This window comes from Sodalis sp. RH14, from assembly GCF_047324285.1.
In the GTDB taxonomy this organism is placed as follows: domain Bacteria; phylum Pseudomonadota; class Gammaproteobacteria; order Enterobacterales; family Enterobacteriaceae; genus Acerihabitans.
Genome location: NZ_CP178739.1, coordinates 2,623,235 through 2,647,815, shown reverse-complemented (window position 1 = coordinate 2,647,815; position 24,581 = coordinate 2,623,235). Strand labels below are relative to the sequence as shown.

General features: G+C 59.6%; 20 protein-coding genes. 12 read left to right on the top strand and 8 right to left on the bottom strand.

From position 1 onward, the window contains the following. Positions 1-3: 3 nt before the first annotated feature. From ACL2XQ_RS12090 to ACL2XQ_RS12075, 4 genes are all read right to left on the bottom strand, one after another. Entirely contained in the window at positions 4-678 is a 675-nt protein-coding gene (locus ACL2XQ_RS12090) for a MarC family NAAT transporter (protein WP_410014748.1), read from the bottom strand. Between the two features lie 298 nt (positions 679-976). Next, on the bottom strand, positions 977-1,999 hold the full coding sequence (locus tag ACL2XQ_RS12085; RefSeq protein WP_410014747.1) for an LLM class flavin-dependent oxidoreductase: 1,023 nt from the start codon (positions 1,997-1,999) through the stop codon (positions 977-979). A 170-nt stretch (positions 2,000-2,169) separates the two neighbouring features. Continuing rightward, a complete protein-coding gene (locus ACL2XQ_RS12080; RefSeq protein ID WP_413740403.1) occupies positions 2,170-3,519 on the bottom strand; it encodes an MFS transporter in 1,350 nt (449 codons plus the stop codon). A gap of 88 nt (positions 3,520-3,607) precedes the next feature. Next, positions 3,608-4,510, bottom strand: a complete 903-nt coding sequence (locus tag ACL2XQ_RS12075) for a dihydrodipicolinate synthase family protein (protein WP_413740402.1) — start codon at positions 4,508-4,510, stop codon at positions 3,608-3,610. A gap of 362 nt (positions 4,511-4,872) precedes the next feature. Here ACL2XQ_RS12075 and ACL2XQ_RS12070 point away from each other — a divergent pair, with 362 nt between their 5' ends. Then, entirely contained in the window at positions 4,873-6,420 is a 1,548-nt protein-coding gene (locus ACL2XQ_RS12070) for an aldehyde dehydrogenase (NADP(+)) (protein WP_413740401.1), read from the top strand. Positions 6,421-6,622: 202 nt separating this feature from the next. Next, positions 6,623-7,474: an IclR family transcriptional regulator gene (locus ACL2XQ_RS12065; RefSeq protein WP_413740400.1), complete on the top strand. Its 852-nt coding sequence runs from the start codon at positions 6,623-6,625 to the stop codon at positions 7,472-7,474. 70 nt (positions 7,475-7,544) lie between these two features. Here the strand turns inward: ACL2XQ_RS12065 and ACL2XQ_RS12060 are convergent, their stop codons facing one another. Further along, positions 7,545-8,453, bottom strand: a complete 909-nt coding sequence (locus ACL2XQ_RS12060) for a hypothetical protein (protein WP_413740399.1) — start codon at positions 8,451-8,453, stop codon at positions 7,545-7,547. Positions 8,454-8,808: 355 nt separating this feature from the next. Between ACL2XQ_RS12060 and ACL2XQ_RS12055 the strand changes: the two genes are divergently transcribed. The 4 genes from ACL2XQ_RS12055 (at position 8,809) to dppA (ending at position 13,151) form a co-directional block, all read left to right on the top strand. Next, positions 8,809-9,687 carry a DMT family transporter gene (locus ACL2XQ_RS12055; protein ID WP_410016805.1) on the top strand — a complete coding sequence of 293 codons (879 nt, stop codon included), beginning with the start codon at positions 8,809-8,811 and terminating at the stop codon, positions 9,685-9,687. Positions 9,688-9,922: 235 nt separating this feature from the next. After that, the gene (locus ACL2XQ_RS12050; RefSeq protein ID WP_410014741.1) at positions 9,923-11,332 is read left to right on the top strand and encodes a YeiH family protein; all 1,410 of its coding nucleotides are present in this window, start codon (positions 9,923-9,925) and stop codon (positions 11,330-11,332) included. Between the two features lie 65 nt (positions 11,333-11,397). Continuing rightward, positions 11,398-11,547, top strand: coding sequence for a hypothetical protein (locus ACL2XQ_RS12045; RefSeq protein ID WP_410014740.1), 150 nt, complete (start codon positions 11,398-11,400; stop codon positions 11,545-11,547). Between the two features lie 29 nt (positions 11,548-11,576). Beyond that, on the top strand, positions 11,577-13,151 hold the full coding sequence (gene dppA, locus ACL2XQ_RS12040) for a dipeptide ABC transporter periplasmic-binding protein DppA (protein ID WP_413740517.1): 1,575 nt from the start codon (positions 11,577-11,579) through the stop codon (positions 13,149-13,151). Positions 13,152-13,235: 84 nt separating this feature from the next. On the opposite strand, the gene ACL2XQ_RS12035 is transcribed toward dppA, so the two are convergent. The 3 genes from ACL2XQ_RS12035 to ACL2XQ_RS12025 are packed head-to-tail and all read right to left on the bottom strand — an operon-like array spanning position 13,236 to position 15,932. Next, positions 13,236-14,210, bottom strand: coding sequence for a homocysteine S-methyltransferase family protein (locus ACL2XQ_RS12035; RefSeq protein WP_413728208.1), 975 nt, complete (start codon positions 14,208-14,210; stop codon positions 13,236-13,238). 46 nt (positions 14,211-14,256) lie between these two features. Continuing rightward, positions 14,257-15,108 (bottom strand): amino acid ABC transporter permease, encoded by an 852-nt coding sequence (locus tag ACL2XQ_RS12030; RefSeq protein ID WP_413723009.1) that lies wholly within the window; start codon positions 15,106-15,108, stop codon positions 14,257-14,259. Then, positions 15,108-15,932 (bottom strand): transporter substrate-binding domain-containing protein, encoded by an 825-nt coding sequence (locus ACL2XQ_RS12025; RefSeq protein WP_413723010.1) that lies wholly within the window; start codon positions 15,930-15,932, stop codon positions 15,108-15,110. The genes ACL2XQ_RS12030 and ACL2XQ_RS12025 overlap by 1 nt, the downstream gene beginning before the upstream one ends. A gap of 576 nt (positions 15,933-16,508) precedes the next feature. Here ACL2XQ_RS12025 and rhaS point away from each other — a divergent pair. The 6 genes from rhaS to ACL2XQ_RS11995 all read left to right on the top strand — a co-directional run bounded on the left by rhaS (position 16,509) and on the right by ACL2XQ_RS11995 (position 24,552). After that, on the top strand, positions 16,509-17,468 hold the full coding sequence (gene rhaS / locus ACL2XQ_RS12020; protein ID WP_413723449.1) for a rhamnose ABC transporter substrate-binding protein: 960 nt from the start codon (positions 16,509-16,511) through the stop codon (positions 17,466-17,468). 73 nt (positions 17,469-17,541) lie between these two features. After that, entirely contained in the window at positions 17,542-19,053 is a 1,512-nt protein-coding gene (locus ACL2XQ_RS12015) for a sugar ABC transporter ATP-binding protein (RefSeq protein WP_413740398.1), read from the top strand. Between the two features lie 2 nt (positions 19,054-19,055). Next, positions 19,056-20,066: an ABC transporter permease gene (locus ACL2XQ_RS12010; protein ID WP_410014735.1), complete on the top strand. Its 1,011-nt coding sequence runs from the start codon at positions 19,056-19,058 to the stop codon at positions 20,064-20,066. After that, on the top strand, positions 20,063-21,070 hold the full coding sequence (locus tag ACL2XQ_RS12005) for an ABC transporter permease (protein WP_410014734.1): 1,008 nt from the start codon (positions 20,063-20,065) through the stop codon (positions 21,068-21,070). Before ACL2XQ_RS12010 ends, ACL2XQ_RS12005 begins: the two co-directional genes overlap by 4 nt. A gap of 133 nt (positions 21,071-21,203) precedes the next feature. Next, positions 21,204-22,073 carry a glutathione-dependent disulfide-bond oxidoreductase gene (yghU, locus tag ACL2XQ_RS12000; protein WP_410014733.1) on the top strand — a complete coding sequence of 290 codons (870 nt, stop codon included), beginning with the start codon at positions 21,204-21,206 and terminating at the stop codon, positions 22,071-22,073. Between the two features lie 1,270 nt (positions 22,074-23,343). After that, on the top strand, positions 23,344-24,552 hold the full coding sequence (locus tag ACL2XQ_RS11995; protein ID WP_413740493.1) for an IS256 family transposase: 1,209 nt from the start codon (positions 23,344-23,346) through the stop codon (positions 24,550-24,552). Positions 24,553-24,581: the final 29 nt, after the last annotated feature.

The following is a 24,581-nucleotide window of genomic DNA, read 5'->3' as shown; positions in this document are numbered from 1 at the left end:
GTATTAATGCACCGCGATGATTTCTAAAACGCCATTAATTATAAACTGCACCCCTACGCATACCAGCAGAAAACCCATTAATCGGGATATGGCATCGATACCGCTTTTGCCAATCAGGCGCATAATAACGCCGGAGCCGTTCAGGCAAATCCAAAGGATAAAAGAGATGGTGGCAAAGGTCAGCGCTGGACTGACCAGCAATACCCAGCTTTCAAACCCCAGAGAATTATCTTTTAACGTGGAAACCGAACTGATGATCATGGCGATGGTGCCGGGCCCGGCGCTGCCCGGCATGGCCAACGGCACAAAGGCAATGCTTTCCGAACCCTCGTTCAGCATCTCTTGATGTTTGGCATCCACGATAGAGGATTTTTCATGGCGGGGATGGGGAAAAAGCATGCGAAAACCGATAAACGCGACAATCAGCCCGCCGGCAATCCTGAGTCCCGGGATGGAAATGCCAAAGGTGTTCATCACCAGCTGGCCGGCATAAAAAGCGACGATCATGATGAAAAAGACGTACACCGAGGCCAGAAACGCCTGATGTTTGACTTCTTTATAGCTCATGTTGCCGGAAAGGCTTAATAACAGCGCAACCGATGTTAACGGATTCACCAGCGGCAACAGCAATACCAAACCCAAGGTTACCGCTTGCAACAATTGGGAAAGTCCTAACATGGGGCGTACCTCAAACAATCACAGGAACAGACGGCGCATAGCTTAGCATGAAAAAATTACCCTGGCATGGCGCGGCAGGGACAATATTGGCTGACTGCTGTTATAAGCATCTCCTGTAAATAGGTTATATCTTAACGAATGTTAACGGCGGCGAAATAGTGATTCCCGTCCGGAACAGGGTAATGATAAATTTAATTTAAGCGCCGGCGTGGCGCGAATAAGTAAAAATACCGGCGGGCAATGATCCATGCCGCCATGACCGCCGCGCCGCTAATGCGGCGCGCAGGCGCCGGTACGGTCAGCGCCAGCCCAGGCCGGGCGCGACATGGTGCAATATCGCCTCGATCACGTGCGCGTTATAGTCGACGCCTAACTGGTTCGGTACGGTTAGCAGCAGCGTGTCGGCCTCGGCAATCGCTTCATCCTGCGCCAGTTCCTTTATCAGCACATCCGGTTCGGCGGCGTAGCTGCGGCCGAAGATGGCGCGGGTCTTTTCGTCGAGGAAACCGATCTGATCGCCGTCGCGGCTGCTGTTGCCGAAATAGGCGCGATCGCGCTCGTCCATCAGGGCGAAGATGCTGCGGCTCACCGATACCCGGGGCGCGCGCGTATGCCCGGCTTCCTGCCAGGCCGCGCGGTAGGCGCGGATCTGCGCGGCCTGCTGCACATGGAACGGTTCGCCGGTCTCGTCATCCTTTAGCGTGGAGCTTTGCAGGTTCATCCCAAGCTTTGCCGCCCAGACCGCGGTGGCATTTGAGCCGGCCCCCCACCAGATACGCTCGCGCAGGCCGGCGGAGTAAGGTTCGAGACGCAGCAGTCCCGGCGGGTTGGGAAACATCGGCTGCGGATTGGGCTGGGCGAATCCTTCTCCGCGCAGCACCTCAAGCAGGGTTTCGGTATGACGCCGGGCCATATCGGCATCCGTCTCGCCTTCGGCGGGCCGGTAGCCGAAGTGGCGCCAGCCCTCAATGACCTGCTCGGGCGAACCCCGGCTGATGCCGAGCTGCAGGCGCCCGCCGGCGATAAGGTCGGCCGCGCCGGCGTCCTCGGCCATATAATGAGGGTTTTCATAACGCATATCGATAACGCCGGTGCCGATCTCGATACGGCGGGTCCTGGCGCCGACCGCGGCCAGCAGCGGGAACGGAGAGCTGAGCTGGCGGGCGAAGTGGTGCACGCGGAAATAGGCGCCGTCCGCGCCCAGTTCCTCGGCGGCGACGGCCAGCTCGATGGATTGCAGCAGCGCATCGGCGGCGGAGCGGGTCCCCGACTGCGGGGAAGGCGTCCAGTGGCCAAACGACAAAAATCCAATCTTCTTCATGGCGTATTGTCCTTCTCTTCAGAGTGGCTGGCCGGCATGGTCACCATAAACCTTAGCAATGAGGTTAAATAAATACACAATACTGCTAAGAATTACAACGCCGGCCGTTCAGGCCATCCTGAGAAAAGCGCGCCCCGCGACTCCTGGCGGCGCGCGGAGATTTCCACCGGTTATACCGGCAGGCGCCGGCGCAACGCAAAGCCATACATGACGGCCGAAACAAGCGCCATGGCGCCGGCCACCACCAGCGCGGGGACAAAACCGCCGAACCTGTCGACCACCACGCCGGTGACGATGGGCGAACAGGCGCCGCCGAGGAAGCCGCCGAAATTCTGGATGCTGCCCACCGAGGCGACCAGGCGTCTGGAGGTGACGGCTTCGGCGGCCAATGTCCAGTAGTTGCCGGAGGAAAGGCTGTAGGTAAACATGCCGAGCGTCAGCAGCGCCACCGCCAGCGCCGGCCCGTTGGACGCGGCGGTGACAAACATCGCCAGCGCGGTCATTACCGCGGCCCCGGCGATGGTGCAGCGGCGGGCCTTGAACGGATCCACGCCGCGGCTCACCAGCCGATCGGAGAATCGGCCGCCGATCAGCACCGCCACGCCGCCGGCAATATAAGGCAGCGCCGAGAGCAGGCCCGCGCGGTTAAGGGTAAAGCCCTGCGCCTGCTGGAGGTAGGTCGGCAGCCAGGTGATGTAGAACCAGAAGACGTATTGCAGGCAAAAGCCGCCGATTACCATGTACCAGGTGGTGGCGTAGGTGAACAGGCCGCTCCATTCACGCAGCGAAACCCGGCCCCGGCCGGCAAGCGCGGCGTCGCGGCGCTGCTGCTGGCCGGCGCTGATATAGCGCAGCTCGTCCCGGTGCAGCCGGGGATGCCGCTCCGGTTCGCGGTAGATAACCAGCCAGCCGATGAGGGCGATAAAACCCAGCATCCCCATGATGATAAACATTACCGGCCAGCCGAATTGCGCCATCAGCAGTGTCGAAATGGGCGGCGCCAGCGCCAGCCCCACTTGGGTGGCCGCGATATAGGCGCTGGTGGCCGCCGCTTTTTCCCGTTCGGGAAACCAGGTGTCGGCCGCTTTCAGCGCGGCGGGAAATAACGGCGCCTCGCTGATGCCCAGCGCGACGCGCAGGCCGATAAACGCGCCGACGCCGCGGGCAAAGCCGGTAAGGATGGCGACAATCGACCACAGCCCCGCCGCCAGCGCGAGCAACAGCCTGACGCCAAAACGGTCCACCGCCCAGCCGGCGGGCAAATTCATGATGGCGTAAGGCCAGACAAAGGCCGAGAGGATCACCCCCATCATGGCGTTGCTGATATGCAAATCCCGCATAATCTGCGGCGCCGCCACGGAGAGATTGCCGCGATCCAGATAATTGGTAATAGTGAGTAGTGCAATGATGCCAATAATGAGCCATCGCAGATTATGGTGTTTAGGCCTGGTCAGGTTCAGGTATGCCGGCGCGGTATTTTCATGCGCATCGGCCGCGAATGCAGAGTGATAAGATTTCATCGCCGTTCGCCTCCATCGCGCCGGGTACGGGGGCGCTGGGCTATGATTATGGGCCTGCGTCCCAGCGTGGACGCAGGCCGGAGTGGCTTTACCCCATCAGGTGATCAAAAGCCTGTTTGATCTGGCGTTTCAGCGCTTCGCTGACCGGCTGCATCGGCGGACGCGGCTGGAACAGCGGCACCCCTTGCAGCGACTGGATATATTTTACGCAGGCGGGCAAATTATCGTGGGGCAGCGTATTCCACAGCCCGGCCAGGCCGAAATGCAGGGCGCGCGCGGTGGCGTGATCGTTGTTTTCCACGGCGGTAAACAGGTCATGCACCACTGAGGGCACCGCGCTGGTCAGCGCCGAAATCGCGCCCTGGCAGCCCAGGGCAAAAGCGGGATACAGCAGCGCATCCACGCCGCTGAGGATAATTTTATCCGGGCAGCTGAGCAGCAGATCGGACACGGCTTTCAGGTCGCCGGAGCTTTGCTTCATGCCCACCACGCCGGGCACTTCATCCATAATGCGGCCCATCAGCTCCAGGCTGAGGTAGTTCCAGGGGATAACGTTATAGATAAGGATAGGAACGCCGGTGGCATCGTAGATTTCACGAAAATGCCGCACCGTGGCCTCGGCATCCGGCTTGAACAGATAGTGCACCGGCGTGACCTGCAGCGCATCGAGTTTCATGCCGGCCAGCATTTTGACGCGGGCAATCGCCTGGCGGGTGCTGTTAACGATAAGTCCCGCGACGAAGGGCACGCGGCCGTTATTGGCTTCATATGCCTCGGTCATCGCCTGTTTAAATTCACTGTCGGAGAGCGTATGGCCTTCGCCGGTGCTGCCGCCGACCACAATCGCGCCGGCGCCGCTGTTGATAATAAAATCAATCTGCGGTTTCAGCCCGCCGGTCACCAGTTCACCCCGGGCATCGAACGGCATGGCGATAGGCGGCAGCACCCCGCGCAGTTTAGCCTTTAGATTAGCATGGTTATTCTGACTCATTTTACACTCCTGTTATGGGGATGTTGCGAATACGATATACATCTATTAATGTGAGATAATTTTTCTTTGATCAATACTAAATCCATCAATATGGGATTTAAATCACATTTAATAGCAATAAAATCCAAACAAAATAACCACTATTATCAAATAATTACATTCAACTTTATGATTAATAGCTATTTAATCAAATAACGAAATGAAAACCCAAGCGTAGCCGCAGTAAAATCACAGCGGGTTCTATTTACATCACGGTATATAACCGTAAAATTATTTATTCATATCCCACATTATGGGATTTACGCGATAATTATGGCGCCGGGTCAGAAGATACGCGCCGCGTTTTCATGAGGAGGCAGGCGATGGAGCTTACAGGCAACCTGATTATTGGCAGCGAAATGCAACAAGGGGGCGGCACGCGGTTCCACGCCGCCGATCCCGCCGGCGACAGGCCGCTGGCACCTGATTTTTATGATGCCGCGCCCGCGCAGATCGATCGCGCCTGCCAACTGGCGGAACAGGCCTTTGATGTTTACCGCGCGCTGCCGCTGACGCTGCGCGCCGATTTCCTGACGCGCATCGGCGACAATATTCAGGCGTTGGGCGATGCGCTGATTGCGCGCGCCGTACAGGAAACCGGGCTGCCGCGCGGGCGTATCGAGGGCGAGCGGGCCCGTACCCTTGGACAGCTGGCGCTGTTTGCCGAGGTGGTGCGGCGCGGGGAATTTTTGCAGGTCATCATTGAACAAGCGCTGCCCGCGCGCAAGCCGCTGCCGCGCCCGGACTTACGCCAGCGTCATATCGCGCTCGGGCCGGTGGCCGTATTCGGCGCCAGTAATTTTCCGCTGGCGTTTTCGGTTGCCGGCGGCGATAGCGCCTCGGCGCTGGCGGCCGGTTGCCCGATTGTGGTCAAGGCGCATCCGGCGCATCCCGGTACCAGCGAGCTGGTGGGACGGGCCATCCAGCAGGCGGCGGAGCAACTGCGGCTGCCGCCCGGCGTGTTTTCGCTGCTGCATGGCGCCGAACACAGCGTGGGCGAACGGCTGGTGGCGCATCCGCTGATCCAGGCGGTAGGCTTTACCGGCTCGCGGGCGGGCGGCCTGGCGCTGGTGGCCCAGGCGCGGCAACGCGCCGTGCCGATACCGGTGTATGCCGAAATGAGCAGCGTTAATCCCCAGATCCTGTTGCCGGCCGCGTTGGCTCACCGGGGCGCAGCCATCGCCGGCGGCTATGTGGAGTCGCTGACCTTGGGCGCCGGCCAGTTCTGCACCTGCCCCGGACTGGTGTTGGCCATCGACGGCGAACCGCTGCGGCATTTCTGCCGGCAGGTAACACTGGCGCTGCGAGAGAAGCCCGCCGCCACCATGCTGACCGGCGCCATCTGGCGGGCATGGCGGGAAAACACCGCGGCGCTCGGCGCTGCCGGCGGCGTCGGCCGGCTTGCCGCGGGACAACCGGCGCGGGCGCCCAACCAGGCGCAGGCGGCGGTGCTGGTGACGGATGCCGGCGATTTCCTCGCCCAGCCGTCGCTGAGCCAGGAAGTGTTCGGACCCACTTCACTGGTGGTGCGCTGCCGGGATAACCGGCAATTGCTGGCGGTGGTACAGGCGCTGGAAGGCCAGCTGACCGTCAGCCTGCATCTGGACGATGCCGATCACGACGATGCGCGGGCGCTGCTGCCCACCCTGGAGCGCCGCGCCGGACGGCTGCTGGTCAACGGCTTCCCCACAGGAGTGGACGTGGGTTACGCCATGGTGCACGGCGGTCCCTTCCCCGCCACCAGCGATGCGCGCACCACGTCGGTGGGCGCCGGCGCCATTAGCCGCTTCCTGCGTCCGGTCTGTTACCAGGATTTCCCCGCCGCGCTGCTGCCCCCGGAACTGCGGCCGCATGGCGCCGCGCCGGTATAAGGCGGCGCGCCGGGCGTGATTGACTCAGCGCGTGAACATCCCGCAATTCGGGATATAATGGCGATGAAGGTTTTTTTTAAGCAAAAACGGCGCATGCGCGCTGGCAAAGGGCGGCCACGCCCGGACCTGGCCCGGGCATGGTAAGCTAAGCGACGGTAGGTAAGCCATCGCGGTGGTCCGTTATCTGATGCAGGGAGTAGGTATGAAAACACGCGCCGACGCTGAGGTCGCCCAGCAGGCATCGATCAAAAGCCTGATCAAGGTTATGCAAATCCTGGAATGCTTCTCCCAACGCGACGCCGATCTGACGCCGGCGGATATTGCCGCGCGCACGGGATTGCCGCGCGCCACCACCCATCGCCTGGTGTCGTCGCTGCGGGATATCGGTTTGCTGGAACAAAACGGCAAACGGGATACCTACAAGCTGGGCATGAAATTATTTCAGCTGGGGAGCCTGGTATTGCAAAACCTCGATCTGGACAGCCATGCCCGTCCTTATGCTACCCGGCTGCAGCTGATCACCGGCGAAAATACGCATCTGTGCATTTTTGACGGCGCGCAGATGGCCTTTGTGGAACGGCAGGCCATGAACAGCAGCGGCAATACCATGATAACCCGCATCGAGGCGGCGCCGGTGCACTGTACCAGCGTCGGCAAGGCGTTTCTCGCCTGGCAATCCGCCGGCCTTATACATAAAATCATTAGCGATTCCCTGCCGGAACGCACGCCGCACACCATTACCGACGGCGATCTGCTGCTGGCGGAACTGCGGCTGATTTATGAACGAGGCTGCGCTTACGATTTGCAGGAAAATGAACTTGGCGTGCACTGCGTCGGCGCGCCCATACGCGGCGCCAATGGCCAGGTTTTCGCCGCGCTCAGTGTGTCCGGGCCGGCGGAACGGTTGCCCCTCCCCCGCCTGGAGGGACTGGCCGGGCTGGTGATGGAGACCGCCCACAAAATTTCGCTGGAGCTGGGCTGGTTGCCGGGCCGCACTGTCGCCGCGGCAACGGCATTCACGCGCCACGATAGCCGCCCGGACCATGCCGGCTGATAGCGGGACGCCGTAAAAAAAGAAGACCGCCAGGCGGCCTTCTCAGGATAACATCACGACCCGGTGCGCTTTATGAGGTTAGCGCCTCCGTGTCGGGATGCGCAGGCACGGTCGCCTCGCTGCTGGCCAAACGGCTGCGGGGGACCTTGCTGAGATCGAGAATACCCTCGTCCGATATCGCACCGGCCATCGCCGCGTTTGCCGCGCCAAGCGGGGATTCCCCGGCTATTGCGCCAACCATCGCGCCGCCGGGCACGCCGCCGGTGGCGCCCTCGATAATCCCATTGCCGGGTAAGCCGCCGGCGGGGCCGTCAATGATTCCAACGCCGGGCAAATCTGGGACGGGGTCGCCAATTATGCCATCGCCGTGCAAGCCCCCGGTTAACCATCCAGGCAGTACTCCCCCCAGCAATGCGCCGGCGCTGAACAGCCCACCGGACAGCAGGATGCCGGGCAGCATCTTATCGATTAACGATGCCAGCGGGGTATTGGCGATATACAGCTTTAATGTCCCCGACAGATTGGCGGGTAAGCGTGCCAACTGGGTATCGGAGGCATGGATGATCGCCAAACCCTCGGGTAACGTGGGCAGCTCAGTTAGCATCGTGTTACTGACGTCGAGGCTGGTGAGCGTCGAAGGCAGTTCGGGCAAAGCGGTCAAGTTTGTGCGGTTGGCGGAAAGCGTCTGCAACCCCTGGGGCAGACCGGCTGAAATGCTTTCCAGCGGCGTGTTGCTGACGCTCAGTGTCTGTAATCCCTCCGGCAGAGTATCCGATAACTTCGCCAGGTGCGTATTATCAAGGTAAAGCGACGTCAGCGTCGGCGGCAAGCTTGCCGGCAAGCTTGAAATATTCAGGCAGTTCAGGTTCAGATAGGTCGCGCCGCGTTCCAGACAATCTTTTAGCATAAGCACGGCTTTGTTGCGATATTCAGCCTCGCCGTCCGGCGCCAGCTTAGCCCAGTTGTCCCACTCGGCCAACAGAGCGTTATTTTGTTGTGTATCAGCGTGGTCAAATCCATTTACAATTCCCGGAGAGAGACCGGCGGATGAGATTGCGGGGATATCCATATATTTCCTCATTGAAGTGCGTCGAAAATGTGGCACTGAAGAATTCTCAGGTCTGTTTATATCCAGCGGCATGCCCAGGTCTCACAGGCCGGCGGGTGTCCGCCCTGTGCTGGCCGCCGCCAAACACCATAAGCGTAGATATTGATTTATGGATGGGTTAAGTCATTATGGTAAAAGAGATAATGACCACGGCCGGCGATGGTTCTTTTCCGGCGGGTACAACGGCGAAATATTCATATAAGCACAGGCTGGTAAGCGGATAATGATAAGCCAACAACGGCGCGCGGATTTGTTATTAGTGGCAACAACGTTAATTGCGGGTTTTGGATGGATCTTCTCCAAGGAATCGTTACAGGGAATGCCGACGTTCGGTTTTATCGGCGCGCGGTTTTTACTTGCCGCCGCGTTCCTGCTGCCCTTTTGCTTCGGCCGGCGAAACCACATCATCCCGGCGGCGATCCCCGGCATTATCGGCGTGGGTTGCCTGCAGGCGGTATCGCTATTGCTGTGGATCTATGCGGTATCGCTCAGTCATGCCCTGGGAGAAGGCGCGTTTATCATGAGCCTGTCCATGCTGTTTGTGCCGTTGGCGGCGTGGATTCTATTCAGGATGCCGCCGTCGCGCCCGTTTTGGGAATCGTTGCCGCTGGCGCTGGCGGGTCTGGCCCTGCTTACCCTGACCCACGGCTGGCAACTTTCCGTCAGCCAGTTCTGGTTTCTCTGCGCCGCGCTGGCCCAGGCGGTATATTTTTGTGTGAACAGCCGTTTTGCCCGTTTAATGCCGGTATTGCCCTTAACCTGTATCCAGTTGTTTTGCACCGGCCTCTGCGGCGTGGCGCTTTCATGGTACTACGAGACATGGCCCGCCGCGATCGGCGCCGATATTTGGCTATGGTTCGCGGCCAGCGCGATTATTGCCACCTCGTTACGATTTTTATTGCAAATGGCGGGGCAGAAAAAAACCAGCGTGGCCAATGCCGCCATTATCATGGTATTGGAACCGGTATGGACCGTTCTGCTCGCGACCCTATGGTATGGAGAAAATATGCCGGCGCAAAAGGCCGTGGGCTGTTGCCTGATTTTGCTGGCGTTAATACTGTATCGCGGCCGTCAATACCTGCTGCTGAAAAAAATTAACGCCTAGCGGCGCGGCGCCTATATCTTGATTTCAGGTTTATAAAGTACATTAAGACAATAGCAGGACCTGGGTTGTTTATTTTCGGCGCCATTTAGCCTCACGTCCTAATATATAATCATTAGTTATTAACCATAACTTAATAGTAATACCCAGTCCGGGGCATTTCCGCTATTTTTCGGGGAACAGCGGCTTTTTACCCGCTGATTATTCTAATAATCACTTCTCCATTAGGGCAGGAATAATGAGCATAAGCGAACATAACGGCGCGGCAATCGTCCCGCCTGAAGAGCCGCGGGCGTCCCGCTGGTGGCAACAGGAGGACTGGTGGTCGATCATCCTGGCGCTCGCGTTAATCGGTACCGCGTTTATCCTGTTTTCACAGGGCGGCAGTATCAAATGGCTGGCTACCGCGCCGGCGAAATGGACCACCCTGGATGAGGCGGGCCGGGATCTGGTCAGCCGCCTGCCCGCGCTGGCGGGGCTGTACCTGGTCTGGGCGGTGCTGCTTACCGTCAGCGGCGCCATTATCGGCCACCGGCCCGGCACGTTCCTGGCCGGTTTTACCGTGCTGTTTATTGTGGCGGTATTTATTTTCCAGCTCGGCGCCTGGGCCAGCGCCTCGCGTTATAATCTGGAACCGCCGCTGCTGGCCCTGGTGCTGGGGCTGGCGGTGTCCAATCTCTGGCGGATACCGGACTGGCTGGCGCAAAGCCTGCGCGTGGAATACTTTATTAAAATCGGCATCGTGCTGCTGGGCGCCACGCTGCCGCTGACGCTTATCCTCTGGGCCGGTCCGGTGGCGATCGGACAGGCGGCTATCGTGTCGCTGGTCACCTTTTTCGTCATCTATTACGCCGCCCGCCTGCTGGGGCTTGAGCAGCGTTTCGCCGCGGTGCTGGGCGTCGGCGGCGCCGTTTGCGGCGTGTCGGCGGCCATCGCCGTGGCGGGCGCGGTGCGCGCCAAACGCGAACAGGCCTCGGTAGCCATTTCGCTGGTGATTATCTGGGCTATCGTGTCGTTGCTGGTGCTGCCGTTTGCGGCGCGCGCGCTCGGGCTTTCCACCGGCGTCGCCGGCGCCTGGATAGGCACGTCGGAATTTGCCGACGCGGCCGGCATCGCGGCGGCGCAAACCTACAGTGATTTTGCCGCCCATTCGGCCGGCGCCATCGCCGGCAAACCGGATGCCGCGGTGCAGGCGTTTACCCTGATGAAAGTGATTGGCCGCGATATCTGGATCGGCATCTGGGCATTTGCCTTGGCTATCGTCGCCACCACCCGCTGGCGCAACGCGGATAATGACATCGACGCCAGGACCGGGGCGGCGGAAATCTGGCAGCGCTTCCCCAAATTCGTGTTGGGTTTTGTGCTGGCCTCGCTGTTCGTTACCTGGCTAAGCAGCCACTACACTCTGGCGGAATACCGCACCACCCTGACGCCGGCCTTTATCGCCCCGATCACGGCGCTGCGCACCTGGGCGTTTATTTTCTGCTTTTTAAGCATTGGCCTGAGCACCCGCTTCTCCCGCCTGACCAGCACCGGCCTGCGGCCGTTTTGGGCATTTACCCTCGGGGTCGTGGTCAATGTCATCCTCGGTTATTTCCTTTCCGCCCATGTCTTTGCGGACTTTTGGAACCAGCTGGGTAATCTGTAATGCCACGGCAAAACCACGCTGTCCGCTGTGCGCACTGTCGTTTTTGCCGGCGCGACCGGGCCGAGATGGAACGTAAGGTGCCCGGGCTGTCGGCGCTGGGGTCGGCCTTCGGCGCCAGCCTGGGGGACTCCCGCCTGTGCCTGCATCACGACAGGCTGGTTTCGCCGGACGACCGCTGCGCGGCATTTGCCGCCACACTGATAACGCTACTCTGAAGCCACCGAGGTATGACGTGAAACCACGCCTGTTAACGACCGGATTGCCCTTAGGCATCCTCCTTTTTTCATCAACGCTTGCCGCGCAAACGCTGGTGTATTGTTCGGAAGGCTCCCCCGAAGGATTCAACCCGCAGCTTTTTACCGCGGGCACCACATACGATGCCAGCTCGATACCGATATACAACCGCATCGTGCAGTTCAAAATAGGCACCACGGAAACACAGCCGGGATTAGCGGAGAGATGGGATATCAGCGACGATAAAAAAACCTACACCTTTCATTTGCGCCATGGCGTGAAATGGCAGAGTAATGCCGATTTTACCCCCACGCGCGATTTTAACGCCGACGACATCCTGTTTACCTTTAATCGCCAGAAAGACGCCGATAACCCCTATCACAATGTCTCCGGCGGCAACTATCAATACTTTTCCGGCATGGGTCTGGACAAGCTTATCGCCAGGATAGAGAAAGTCGATGATGATACCGTCCGTTTTGTGCTGAACCGGCCCGAATCGCCGTTCCTTGCCGACCTGGCAATGGATTTCGCCTCCATTACCTCCGCCGAATATGCCGCGAAGATGCTGAAGGCGGGCACTCCGGAAAAAATCGATCTGCAGCCCATCGGCACCGGACCTTTCCAATTAGTGCAATACCAGAAGGATTCCAAAATTGTTTACAACGCGTTTGCCGGCTATTGGGGCGAGAAACCCAAAATAGACCGTTTGATTTTTTCCATTACGCCCGATGCGTCCATACGCTACGCGAAACTGCAAAAAAATGAATGTCAGGTCATGTCATTCCCCAACCCCGCCGATATCGCCAAAATGAAAGACAATAAAGACATCGTGGTAAAGGAACAGGCGGGCCTGAACGTCGGCTATCTTTCCTTTAACGTGGAAAAAAAACCGCTGGACCAGCTTAAGGTCCGCCAGGCGCTAATCCAGGCGGTGGACAAGCAATCCATCCTTGACGCGGTCTATCTCGGCGGCGGACAGGCGGCGAAAAATCTCATCCCCCCGATCCTGTGGGGCTATAACGACGCCGTGCAGGACTATCCCTACGATCCGGCCAAGGCCCGGCAATTACTCAAGGAGGCGGGGCTGGCGGACGGGTTCGCCATCGACCTGTGGGCCATACCGGTACAGCGTCCTTATAATCCGAATGCGCGCCGCATGGCTGAGATGATCCAGTCGGACTGGGCAAAAATCGGCGTCACCGCCAGGATTGTCACCTATGAATGGGGGGAGTACCTGAAACGGGCAAAAAACGGCGAGCATCAGACGATGATGGCGGGCTGGACCGGCGATAACGGCGATCCGGACAATTTTTTCGCCACGTTATTCGGCTGCGACGCCGCGCACAATGGTTCCAATTACTCCAAATGGTGCTACCCGCCTTTTGAGACGGTGATCCAGGCCGCCCGGATCGAGTCGGACCCGCAAAAACGCGCCGCCCTGTACCGGCAGGCCCAGGTGATCATGCACGACCAGGCGCCCGCGCTGCTGATTGCCCATTCCACGGTCTACGAGCCGATCCGCAAGGAGGTGAAGGGCTATATCGTCGATCGCAAACATCATTTTGAAATCGTCTCGGTAGAGTAAACGGCGCGGTCGGGCTGATGAAGCCCGGCCGTTTCTCCGCCCCCCCTCCTTGGCAAACATCTGCTGGTCTGCATCCCATGTCCGCTAAGATTCATCAACCCCGCCGGGAAAAATATCTTTCCCGGCGTTGCGTATGGCGGCGATATGCGCGGGGCCGATGCCGCAGCAGCCGCCGACCATGGTGGCGCCCTGGCCGACCCAGCGGCGGATCCACTTCAGGTAGTTTTCCGGGCTGAGATCGTCCCTGAGGCGCGAAATGCCGGCATAGGGTTCATCGGAAGGAGGCTCCGGCATAAAGGCGTTGGCGTAGACCCCAAGCGCCGCCGTGGGGGTTGCCGATGCGTCAATGACGCGCCGGGCCGCGACGATCGCCTCGCCCATCGCCTCGGGCTGGCTGCAGTTAAACAATATTCCGGCGGCGCCCGCCCGCAGCGTCGCGGCCGCGGCGTCCGCCACCGGTTCCCCCGAGCGCAGCTCCGGCGGACCGGTGCGCCCGGCCTCGTCCTTAAGAGTATACGCGACATACACCGGCAGAGGGCTGACACGCCTGACCGCGTTCAGCGCCGTCAGCGCCTCGCGCGTCGAACTCTGGGTCTCGATCAGCCAAAAGTCGATCCAGGGGGCCAATCCCGCGATCAGCGGCGTCAGTATTTCATCCGCGCGGGCGGGGATGAATTTATCCGGCCGATAGCTTTCAAACAGCGGCGGCAGCGAGCCGGCCACCAATATGGCGGACGGCGGACGGGCGGCGCCGGCCTGGTCGGCCACGCTGCGCGCCAGTTGTCCCGCCAGCCCGGCCAGCGACCTGGCCCGGCGGTGAAAACGCGCCTCCCCCAGCATATGCGGCACCAGCCCGAAGGTATTGGTGGTCAGCACCTGGGCGCCGCTGTCGGCGTAGATTTGATGGGCGCGCGTGACATACTCCGGCGCCTCGATCAGCGCCAGCGCCGACCATTCGGGCAGGCGGAACGGCGCGCCCAGCTGTTCCAGCAGGCGGCCCATGCCGCCATCCAGAACAGTGATGCCGCGGCGGGTGTTTTTTTGCTCGGCGTTGCTCATGATTTGCGACTCCTGAATAAAGTGAAGTGATGCCGCCCGCGCAGGCTCACCGGGGCGTGCCGCGCTGCGGGTAACCCCGGCCGAAACGGCGTTCCAGCCGCCCCTGGAACAACTCGAGCACCATGGACATCAGCCAGTAAATGGCCGCCGCGGTCGTCAGCATTTCCATATAATGATAGGTGCTGCGGCCATAGGATTGCGCCAGGAAATTCAGCTCCCATAGCCCCATCAACGACACCAGCGACGAGTCTTTCAGCATGGAAATAAACAGCGACCCCACCGGCGGCACGATAATCCGCAGCGCCTGCGGCGCGATAATATGGAAGATAATCACCCCGCGCGGCAATCCCAGCGCCATGGCGGCCTCGGTCTGGCCCCGGGGCACGGCAATGACGCCGCCGCGAATGGTTTCGGCCAGGTAGGCGCCATAGTTAAGCGAGAGGGCTATGATGCCGGAGCTGAAGGCGCCGAGCACAATGCCCGCCTGCGGCAGCGCCAGATAGATAATCAATACCTGCACCAGCAGCGGCGTGCCGCGAAACAGCGAGGTATAAAACGTCGCGCAGCCGAAGGCGACGGCGCTGGACGACAAGCGGCCGGCGGCGGTCGCTATGCCCAGCAGCGTGCAAAACAGCATCGACAGCGCGGTAATCACCAGGGTTAGGGCCGCGCCCTGGATAAAGCCGTCCGGGGACAGGCGCAGGCCAAGCATAAACGGCAGTTTTTGCCCTATCAGCGCAAAATCCAGATCCAGACGGGAAAACAGCCCCAGCAGCAGCGCCAGCAACAGCGCCCAGGTCAGGGTGGCGCGCAGCCGGAACCCGGCGCGGCCCTGCCGCGCGAACGCGGCGCCGTCGGGAGCCGGTTTTTCCGTGCCGGCGACGGACGACGGCGGCATTACTGCGGCGCCCGGGTAATATCTTCTCCCAGCCAGCGGCGCGAAATCTGCGCCAGCGTTCCGTCGGCGCGCAGGGCGTTTACCGTATCCGCCACGGTCTGATCCCATTGCGCGTCCCCTTTATCGGTGGCGACCCAGTTTGGCTCGGCATACAGCTCGCCGGCGATGCGGAAACGATCGCTTTTGGCGATACGCGCATTGGCGGTGGCCAGGTCGGACACTACCGCGTCCAGGCGGGCGCCGGCGCCCAGGGCCAGGTTCTGGAACGCGACGGTTTCATCCGTCGGCACCACCTGCACATGATCAAACGGGAAAACAATGGGACGGGCGCCGGGGATCACCAGGCTTTTATTGAGGTAACTTTCATAACTGGAGCCAATACCGACACCGACTTTTTTATTGGTGAGGTCGGCGGCGCCCTTAATATTTTTCTCATCTTTATTCACCACCAGCACCGCCGGCGAACTGTAATATGGCACCGGAAAATTAAGGACTTTCGCCCGTTCGGTATTGGGGGTCATGGAGCAGATGCATATATCCCAGCGCCCCCGCCATTTGCCGCCGACGATGGCCTCCCATCCCGGCGTGGCCAGCTCGAGCTTTACGCCCAGTTTTTGCGCCACGGCCCTGGCCACATCGACATCAAACCCGGCCAGCTGGTTATTGTCATCGATAAAACCAAACGGCGGATAATCGTTTACCAGTACGTCGCGCAGCACCTTGGTCTGGTTAACACGGTCCAGGGTGGCGCCGGCATAGGCCGCGGAAGCGGCGGTGAGTGAAAAAAGCGTTAAAAACGTCAGGGCGGTTAACAAGCGCTGCATAATTTTTCCTGCCGGGGTAAGGGAGTGACTGTCATGACCTCACCATACAGAATGGACGGAATTTGCAAAATATCATCGCAGCATATCTTATATATTTATCAGCTAACAACTTGAAATGACGTTGAAAAGCGCGGCGCAGGCAGTTCGGCCGCACGGAAACGGGATGCGCCGGGGGATGGTATTAACCGCGCCAGGATAGCGTGCCGGCGCCGCCAGGCGCGTGACGGCGTCGCCATCCTGTCCCGGTTTTACGCCCGGAAATAAATGTTATTAATTTGTGATACCGCTCATCCGCATCTTTCTGTCATTGCCACTGTGCGGCGAGAGATGGCAATGGCGTAAAGGCGGCGCGCGGCGCCAGGTTCTAGAGTCATAACACTACCTTCCAGGAAGGTTCATGCTTATGATTGCCGGCCACGACCCTACAGCGGCTTTGCCGCAGCCTCAATCCGGAACCGCAATTGCGCCGGGCGTCACGACCATGCCGCGTCCTTTTTATTACCCTGTATTTCCCACGCAGTATTATCAGCTGGAGTACATACGATGACATTAAAAAAAATACTCAGTTGTGCCCTGATGGCGTCTTGCCTGGCGTTGGCCGGCACGGCGTCCGCCGAAATCAAAATCGCGCTGGTGGCAAAATCCCTGGGCAACGGCTTCTTCGAGGCGGCGAACGTCGGCGCCCAGCAGGCCGCCAAGGAACTGGGCGACGTGAAGGTGATTTATACCGGGCCCACCACCACCACCGCGGAAGCGCAGATTGAAGTGCTTAACGGCCTGATTGCGCAAGGCGTGGACGCCATCGCCGTGTCGGCCAACGACCCGGACGCCCTGGTGCCGGTATTGAAAAAAGCCATGCAGCGCGGCATCAAAGTGGTGTCCTGGGATTCCGGCGTGGCCAAGGAGGGTCGCCAGATCCATCTCAATCCGTCCAGCAACGACCTGATTGGCCAGATGAACGTACAGTTGGCGGCCGACGCCATCACCGCCCTGGGCCTGCAAAAGGGGGATACGGCGATCTTAAGCGCCACACCCACCTCCACCAACCAGAACCTGTGGATTGCGGAAATGAAAAAAGTGCTGCCGCACTATCCGTCGGTCAACCTGGTGACCGTGGCTTATGGGGATGATCTGTCTGATAAAAGTTACCGTGAAACCGTCGGCCTGCTGAAGACCTACCCCAACCTGAAGGTGATCATTTCCCCGTCGTCCGTGGGCATCGTCGCCGCGGCGCAGGCGGTAAAGGACCAGGGCAAGATCGGCCAGGTCTACGTGACCGGCCTGGGCCTGCCCTCGGAAATGGCCGGCGCGGTCAAATCCGGCGCCACCAAGAGTTTCGCCATCTGGAACCCGATCGATCTGGGTTATGCGGCCACGTATCTCGCCTATGATCTGGTGAAAGGCAAAACCACCGCCACCCAGGCCGGCATGGGCCGGTTGGGCAACGTGCAGCTGGATGCCGACGGCAACGGCGCCATGTCGAAGCCGTTTGTCTATGATGCCGGCAATATCGATAAATTTTCCAAAATATTCTGATGTGGGCCCCGGCTTATCCCCGGGCGGGATAAGCCGGCGTTTATGCTGGCGGCAGGGTAATGCGGAGGACGTCATGGCCGATGCCACACCATTGTTAGCGTTAAAGGGGATCACGAAAATCTTTCCGGGCGTGCGCGCGCTGGAAAATGTGCGGGTCGACCTCTATCCCGGCAAAGTGACGGCGCTGATTGGCGAAAACGGCGCGGGCAAATCGACGCTGGTGAAGGTGATGACCGGGATTTACCAGCCGGAGGAAGGCGAGATACTCTATAAAGACATCCCGGTAAAACTGGCCACCCCGGACGCCGCCCATAAGCTGGGCATTACCGCCATCCATCAGGAAACCGTGCTGTTTGACGAGCTGTCGGTGACGGAGAATATTTTTGCCGGCCACTACCTGGTCAGCGGCGTCTTTAAACGTCTCGACTGGCCGCGGATGCACCGGCAAACCCGCGCGATCCTCAGCCGGCTGGACGTGCAGATCGATCCGCGCGCGGTGTTGAAAGAGCTGAGCATCGCGCAGCGCCATATGGTGGCCATTGCCCGCGCGCTCTCCTTCGACGCCCAGGTGGTGATCCTCGACGAACCGACCGCGGCGCTGTCGCAACATGAAATCAGCGAATTTTACCGCATCGTGGCGCGGTTAAAACAGGAGCGCAAAGCGATCCTGTTTATTTCGCATAAATTCGATGAGATTTTTGCCATCTCGGACTATTACACCGTCCTGCGCGACGGCAGTTATATCGGTTCGGGACATATCAGCGATATGACCGAGGCGAAAATGGTCACCATGATGGTCGGGCGCGAAATCAGCCAGGCCTATCCCGCGCCCGCGCACCAGCCCGGCGACACCGTGCTGGCGGTTCGCGATCTGAGCCATCCGACCGAGTTTTCCGCCATCTCCTTCAAGCTGCGCCAGGGCGAAATCCTGGGGTTTTACGGCCTGGTCGGCGCCGGGCGCACGGAGTTAATGAAAGCGCTGTTCGGCGTCACCCAGCCCAGCCGCGGGGACATCATTATCGGCGGCAAAGCGCGGCGCTTCGCCAACCCCGCCGAGGCTATCGACGCCGGGATCGTTTACGTGCCCGAGGAGCGCCAGCAGCAGGGGGCGGTAATCGCTTTGCCCATCTATCAAAACATCAGCCTGCCGCAGTTGAGCCGGTTGAATCCGCACGGCATCCTCAATGAAAGCAAAGAAATGGCCCTGGCCGACGACTACGCCCGGCGCCTGCAGGTCAAGGCGTTCAGCTGGCGGCAATCGGTGGAAACCCTCTCGGGCGGCAATCAGCAAAAAGTGGTTATCGGCAAATGGCTGGCGACGCGGCCGCGCATCGTGATCCTCGATGAACCCACCAAGGGGATCGATATCGGTTCGAAAGCGGCGGTGCATCAGTTTATGGCCGAACTGGTCGGCCAGGGGCTGGCGGTGATTATGGTCTCGTCCGAGCTGCCTGAAATCATGGGCATGGCGAACCGCATTATCGTGATGCACGAGGGATTGATGGTGGGCGAATTCAACGCCGCCGACGTCACGGCGGAAACGATAGTCAGTGTAGCCAGCGGCGCCGGCCTTGAGGTAGCATAACGATGAAAACATTACTTAAACACCGCGAACTGTTCCTGGCCGTGGTGATCCTGCTGATGATCCTGGGGGTGGGCGGCCGCGCGCCGGAATTTCTGCAGCCCGGCAACCTGCTGGAAATGTTCAACGATACCGCGATCCTGATTATCCTGGCCCTGGGGCAGATGATGGTGCTGCTGACCAGGGGCATCGATTTATCGATGGCCGCCAACCTGGCGCTGACCGGCATGATCGTGGCGCTGCTGAACTTTCATTACCCGGCGCTGCCGATCGGGCTGCTGGTGGTTATCGCCACGGCCGGTGGTTTAGCGATGGGCGCCATTAACGGCCTGCTGGTGTGGAAACTCGGCATTCCCTCGATTGTCGTGACGCTCGGCACCATGAGTATTTACCGCGGCATTATCTTTTTACTGTCCGGCGGCGGCTGGATCAACGCCCACCAGATGAGCCCCGGTTTCCTGAGCCTGCCCCGCACCCTGTTCCTGCATTTGCCGATCCTTGGGTGGTGCGCGCTCGCCGTCCTGGCCGCGGTGGGCTATTTCATGCGCTACAGCCGCACGGGGCGCGCCATGTATACCGCCGGCGGCAACGCCACCGCGGCGTACTATGCCGGCATCAACGCCGGCAAAATGCAGTTTATCAGCTTCTGCATCTCCGGCGCGCTGGCCGGCTTCAGCGGCTATCTCTGGATCACCCGGTTCGCGGTGGCCTACGTGGATGTCGCCAACGGTTTTGAACTGCAGATCGTCGCCGCCTGCGTTATCGGCGGCATCAGCACCATGGGCGGCATCGGCACCGTGGCGGGTTGCCTGTTGGGCGCATTGTTCCTGGGGGTTATCAATAACGCCCTGCCGGTTATCGGCGTATCGCCATTCTGGCAGATGGCGATTTCCGGCGGCGTGATTGTTATCGCCGTGATGATGAATGAACGCGCCAACCGGCGTAAGGGACGCCTGATCCTGCATGACGCCGCGCTGGCGCCGCAGCCGGGGCTGAAAAAAGAGGGCAGTATATGAACAAGACCTTATCCTCCCATCCGCAGCCCGAGCCGGTCCCGCTGCGCCAGCATCCGTTGGTCCGCCGCCTGCTGAGCTGGGAGGGGTTTCTGCTGGTCGTGACGCTGCTGGTGTTCGCCGTCAACGCCGCCGCATCCCCTTATTTCCTCAATCTCTGGAACCTGTCGGACGCTACGTTTAATTTCACCGAAAAAGCCATTATCGTCCTGCCGATGGCCATGCTGATTATCGCCCGGGAAATCGATCTGTCGGTCGCATCCATTATGGCGCTCAGCTCCACCCTGATGGGATTTTGCGCGCAGGCCGGGCTGGCGACGCCGGGCCTGGTCTGCGTCGGCCTGGCGGTCGGGCTGCTGTGCGGCCTGATCAACGGCCTGCTGGTAACGCGCCTGAATCTGTCCTCCATCGTGATCACCATCGGCACCATGAGCCTATTTCGCGGCATCACCTATGTGCTGTTGGGCGACCAGTCCATCAACCATTACCCCGCCGGCTTCGCTTTTTTCGGCCAGGGGTATGTGTTCGGCGCGCTGTCGTTCGAGTTCGCGTTATTTATCCTGCTGGCCCTACTGTTCTACTTCCTGCTGCACCGGACCAACTTCGGGCGCCGCACCTTCGCCATCGGCAATAATCCCGTCGCGGCCTATTATTCCGGCATTAACGTCAAACGCCATAACCTGACGCTTTTTGTCCTGGTGGGGCTGCTATCCGGCCTGGCGGCGGTGCTGCTCACCTCGCGCCTGGGCAGCACGCGCCCTACCCTGGCGCTGGGCTGGGAGCTGAGCGTCATCACCATGGTGGTGCTGGGCGGCGTCAACGTACTGGGCGGATCGGGCAGCATGACCGGGGTCATCATCGCCGCCTTTCTGATGGGGCTGGTGACCTTTGGCCTGAGCCTGCTGAACGTGCCCGGCATCGTGATGTCCATTATCGTCGGCCTGATGCTGATAGCGGTGATCTCGCTGCCGATCCTCACCCGCCGCGTTATGGCGCGCAACGGTTAACGCCTCGCGGCATGGCAGAAGAATGGCCTGCGCCCGCTGCTTTTTTGCCAGGCGATCCCACAGAGGGTTAAACCTGCTTCCGCCGGGCTGCTACACTTAACTCACGTTTTTTACCTGAAGGCTAACCCGCACTATGTCGGAAAATAACTATCAACCGCCCAAAGTCTGGACCTGGCAGCCGAAACAAGGCGGCGCGTTCGCCAATATCAACCGCCCCATCGCCGGCCCGACCCACGAGGCGACGCTGCCGGTCGGTAAACATCCGCTGCAGCTTTACTCCATGGGCACGCCTAACGGGCAGAAAATCACCATCCTGCTGGAGGAGCTGCTGGCGCTGGGCGAAAGCGGCGCGGAGTATGATGCGTTCCTTATCCGCATCAGCGAAGGCGATCAGTTTTCCAGCGGTTTCGTGGCCGTCAATCCCAATTCCAAAATACCCGCGCTGCTCGATCGTTCGGCGTCGCCGGCTATCCGCGTATTTGAATCCGGTTCCATCCTGCTTTATCTGGCGGAAAAATTCGGGCGTTTCCTGCCTCAGGAGCGCGCCGCGCGCACCGAAGTGCTGAACTGGCTTTTCTGGTTGCAGGGCTCCGCGCCTTATCTGGGCGGCGGCTTCGGCCACTTCTATAATTATGCGCCGGTAAAAATTGAATACGCCATCGATCGTTTCACCATGGAAGCCAAACGCCAGCTCGACGTGCTGGACCGGCAACTGGCCGAACACCGTTTTATCGCCGGCGAGGATTATTCGATTGCGGATATCGCCATCTGGCCATGGTACGGCAGCCTGGTGCAGGGTGGGCTGTATGACGCCGGCGAGTTCTTGGATATTACCTCCTACCGGCATTTCACGCGCTGGGCCGAGGACATCAGCCGGCGCCCCGCCGTGCAGCGCGGACGCAAGGTCAACCGTACCTGGGGCGATCCCGCCGAGCAGTTGCATGAACGCCACGACGCGGCTGATTTCGAGCACAATACCGCAGACAAACGCGGCGCGTCTTAAAGCCCGGCGCCAGGGAGCGTTAAAGCCGGTGTAGCGCCCCATGGCACGGTATGTGATTTGATTTAGCGCCATTGGACACCCGGAGGGGGTTTCGCTAGCGGGGAGGCTTATGTTGCCGCGGTGGTGAGGCTTATGTTGCCGCGGCGGTGAGGTTTATGTGGCCGCGGCGGTGAAGTTTATGTGGCCGCGGCGGTGAGGTTTATGTGGCCGCGGCGGTGAGGTTTATGTGGCCGCGGTGGTGAGGTTTATGTGGCCGCGGTGGTGAGGTTTATGTGGCCGCGGTGGTGAGGTTTATGTGGCCGCGGTGAGGGTTTCGCTTGCCGTGCGTGAGGTGTTCATATGTATTGCCGGGCGCCGGCAAGCGACAAAGAGGCCGTACCGCGACGGCCTCCTTGACCTCCGCGCGCCCGGCAGGTCGCGCGTCGCTGCGCGATGCCTTCCGTCGCCCATGCCCCCGTGATGCACCGGCCCGGTATGCGCTCCCGGCGCCACCGGGCCTTTCGCCGCTCCCGGCGGCTCATGCCGGGGGCACAGGCGCCGTCAGCGCGCTTTATGCCGGTCCCCATGTCGCTGTTGGCGCTGCATATTATGAAACAACAGCGGCGCTGTAGTTTTGGATAGGGTCTGGCGTCGGAATGCGATTGACGGTTCTGGAATACAACGGGTACGGAATGCAGCTGGCACAGCGAAAAGTTGGACATGCAGTCATGCAGTCATGCAGTCATGCAGTCATGCAGTCATGCAGTCATGCAGTCATGCAGTCATGCAGTCATGCAGTCATGCAGTCATGCAGTCATGCAGTCATGCAGTCATGCAGTCATGCAGTCATGCAGTCATGCAGTCATGCAGTCATGCAGTCATGCAGTCATACAATATGGCGTTCATCATTCATGCAACTTAAACCTTACGCTTTCAGCCATCAGCCCAAAATAAATACTGATATTTTTCCCGGTAATCACATACCGCGATGAACCCCAAAACGCTGTTTTACTCACAGGCGATGGTGTTGACGTGGTGCCGGCATAGAGTGCGCCGGCAGCGCGCATCTTGGCTGGATGAGCCGCCGGGAGCGGCGAAAGCCCGGTTTGCGCCGGGAGCGCATACCGGGCGGTCCACAAGCCGGGATGGGTGATGCCGGGGACCGCGCAGCGGCGCACGATCTGCCGGACGCGCGGAGGTCAAGGAGGCCGTCGCGGTAGAGCCTGTACATAAGATTGTGTAATCGCCTGATTTTGATATGTTCAATCCATCATTAGAATTAGGTGAATTTATGGACGAAAAATTGCTACAGGCTCTCGCAACTGAGCTGGCTAAAAGTCTCAAAACCCCTGAGGATCTGAGCCAATTTGATCGGTTTTTAAAAAAATTAAGTGTTGAGGCTGCCCTTAAAGCTGAACTGACTCACCATTTGGGTTATGAGAAAAATCAGCTCAAATCGGGTTCCAACGCCCGTAACGGTTATTCCTCTAAAACGGTTACCACAGGTGATGGCCCGCTAGAGCTGAGGACACCTCGTGATCGCGAAGGGACCTTCGAGCCCCAACTAGTGAAGAAAAATCAGACCCGTATTACCGGAATGGATGACCAGATCCTGGCGCTTTATGCCAAAGGCATGACCACCCGTGAGATATCGGCGATGTTTAAGGAAATGTACGATGCGGATGTCTCACCAGCACTGATATCGAAAGTCACTGAGGCGGTTCTGGAGCAGGTCACTGAATGGCAGAATCGCCCACTCGATACGCTCTATCCCATCATTTACCTGGACTGCATCGTGGTAAAAGTTCGCCACGACGGTCGCGTCATCAATAAATCCGTGTATCTGGCGTTGGGAATTAACATTGAAGGCCAAAAGGAACTGCTGGGCATGTGGATGGCAGAGAACGAAGGCGCGAAGTTCTGGCTAAACGTGTTGACCGAGCTTAAAAACCGGGGATTACAGGATATTTTTATCGCCTGCGTCGATGGCCTGAAAGGCTTTCCTGACGCTATTAATACGGTCTACCCGAGGACCTGCATTCAGCTTTGTATCGTACACATGGTGCGTAACAGCCTGCGCTTTGTCTCCTGGAAAGACGCCAGGGCCGTCATGCGAGACTTGAAGGCAGTGTACCAGGCACCGACGGAGGAAGCGGGACAGCGGGCGCTGGAGACGTTCGCCAGCGTATGGAACTCCCGTTATCCGCAAGTAAGCCGGAGCTGGCAGGCTAACTGGACTAACCTTGCGACATTCTTCGCCTATCCGGAAGACATTCGCAAAGCGATCTACACCACAAACGCCATCGAGTCGCTAAACAGCGTGATCCGACACGCTATTAAAAAACGCAAGGTATTCCCGTCAGACGAATCGGTAAAAAAAGTGGTGTGGCTGGCCATCCAGGCGGCGTCAAAAAAATGGTCGATGCCGGTGAGGGAGTGGAAGATGGCATTGAATCGTTTTAGTATAGAATTTGGAGATCGTTTAAGTGGTCATTTATAAAAAGGCGTTTACACAGATTCCTAAACAGG

Coding starts and splice junctions, on each gene's coding strand:
- ACL2XQ_RS12090 (WP_410014748.1), bottom strand. CDS start 678: ATGTTAGGACTTTCCCAATTGTTGCAAGCGGTAACCTTGGGTTTGGTA.
- ACL2XQ_RS12085 (WP_410014747.1), bottom strand. CDS start 1,999: ATGAAGAAGATTGGATTTTTGTCGTTTGGCCACTGGACGCCTTCCCCG.
- ACL2XQ_RS12080 (WP_413740403.1), bottom strand. CDS start 3,519: ATGAAATCTTATCACTCTGCATTCGCGGCCGATGCGCATGAAAATACC.
- ACL2XQ_RS12075 (WP_413740402.1), bottom strand. CDS start 4,510: ATGAGTCAGAATAACCATGCTAATCTAAAGGCTAAACTGCGCGGGGTG.
- ACL2XQ_RS12070 (WP_413740401.1), top strand. CDS start 4,873: ATGGAGCTTACAGGCAACCTGATTATTGGCAGCGAAATGCAACAAGGG.
- ACL2XQ_RS12065 (WP_413740400.1), top strand. CDS start 6,623: ATGAAAACACGCGCCGACGCTGAGGTCGCCCAGCAGGCATCGATCAAA.
- ACL2XQ_RS12050 (WP_410014741.1), top strand. CDS start 9,923: ATGAGCATAAGCGAACATAACGGCGCGGCAATCGTCCCGCCTGAAGAG.
- ACL2XQ_RS12045 (WP_410014740.1), top strand. CDS start 11,398: ATGGAACGTAAGGTGCCCGGGCTGTCGGCGCTGGGGTCGGCCTTCGGC.
- ACL2XQ_RS12035 (WP_413728208.1), bottom strand. CDS start 14,210: ATGAGCAACGCCGAGCAAAAAAACACCCGCCGCGGCATCACTGTTCTG.
- ACL2XQ_RS12030 (WP_413723009.1), bottom strand. CDS start 15,108: ATGCCGCCGTCGTCCGTCGCCGGCACGGAAAAACCGGCTCCCGACGGC.
- ACL2XQ_RS12025 (WP_413723010.1), bottom strand. CDS start 15,932: ATGCAGCGCTTGTTAACCGCCCTGACGTTTTTAACGCTTTTTTCACTC.
- rhaS (WP_413723449.1), top strand. CDS start 16,509: ATGGCGTCTTGCCTGGCGTTGGCCGGCACGGCGTCCGCCGAAATCAAA.
- ACL2XQ_RS12015 (WP_413740398.1), top strand. CDS start 17,542: ATGGCCGATGCCACACCATTGTTAGCGTTAAAGGGGATCACGAAAATC.
- ACL2XQ_RS12010 (WP_410014735.1), top strand. CDS start 19,056: ATGAAAACATTACTTAAACACCGCGAACTGTTCCTGGCCGTGGTGATC.
- ACL2XQ_RS12005 (WP_410014734.1), top strand. CDS start 20,063: ATGAACAAGACCTTATCCTCCCATCCGCAGCCCGAGCCGGTCCCGCTG.
- yghU (WP_410014733.1), top strand. CDS start 21,204: ATGTCGGAAAATAACTATCAACCGCCCAAAGTCTGGACCTGGCAGCCG.
- ACL2XQ_RS11995 (WP_413740493.1), top strand. CDS start 23,344: ATGGACGAAAAATTGCTACAGGCTCTCGCAACTGAGCTGGCTAAAAGT.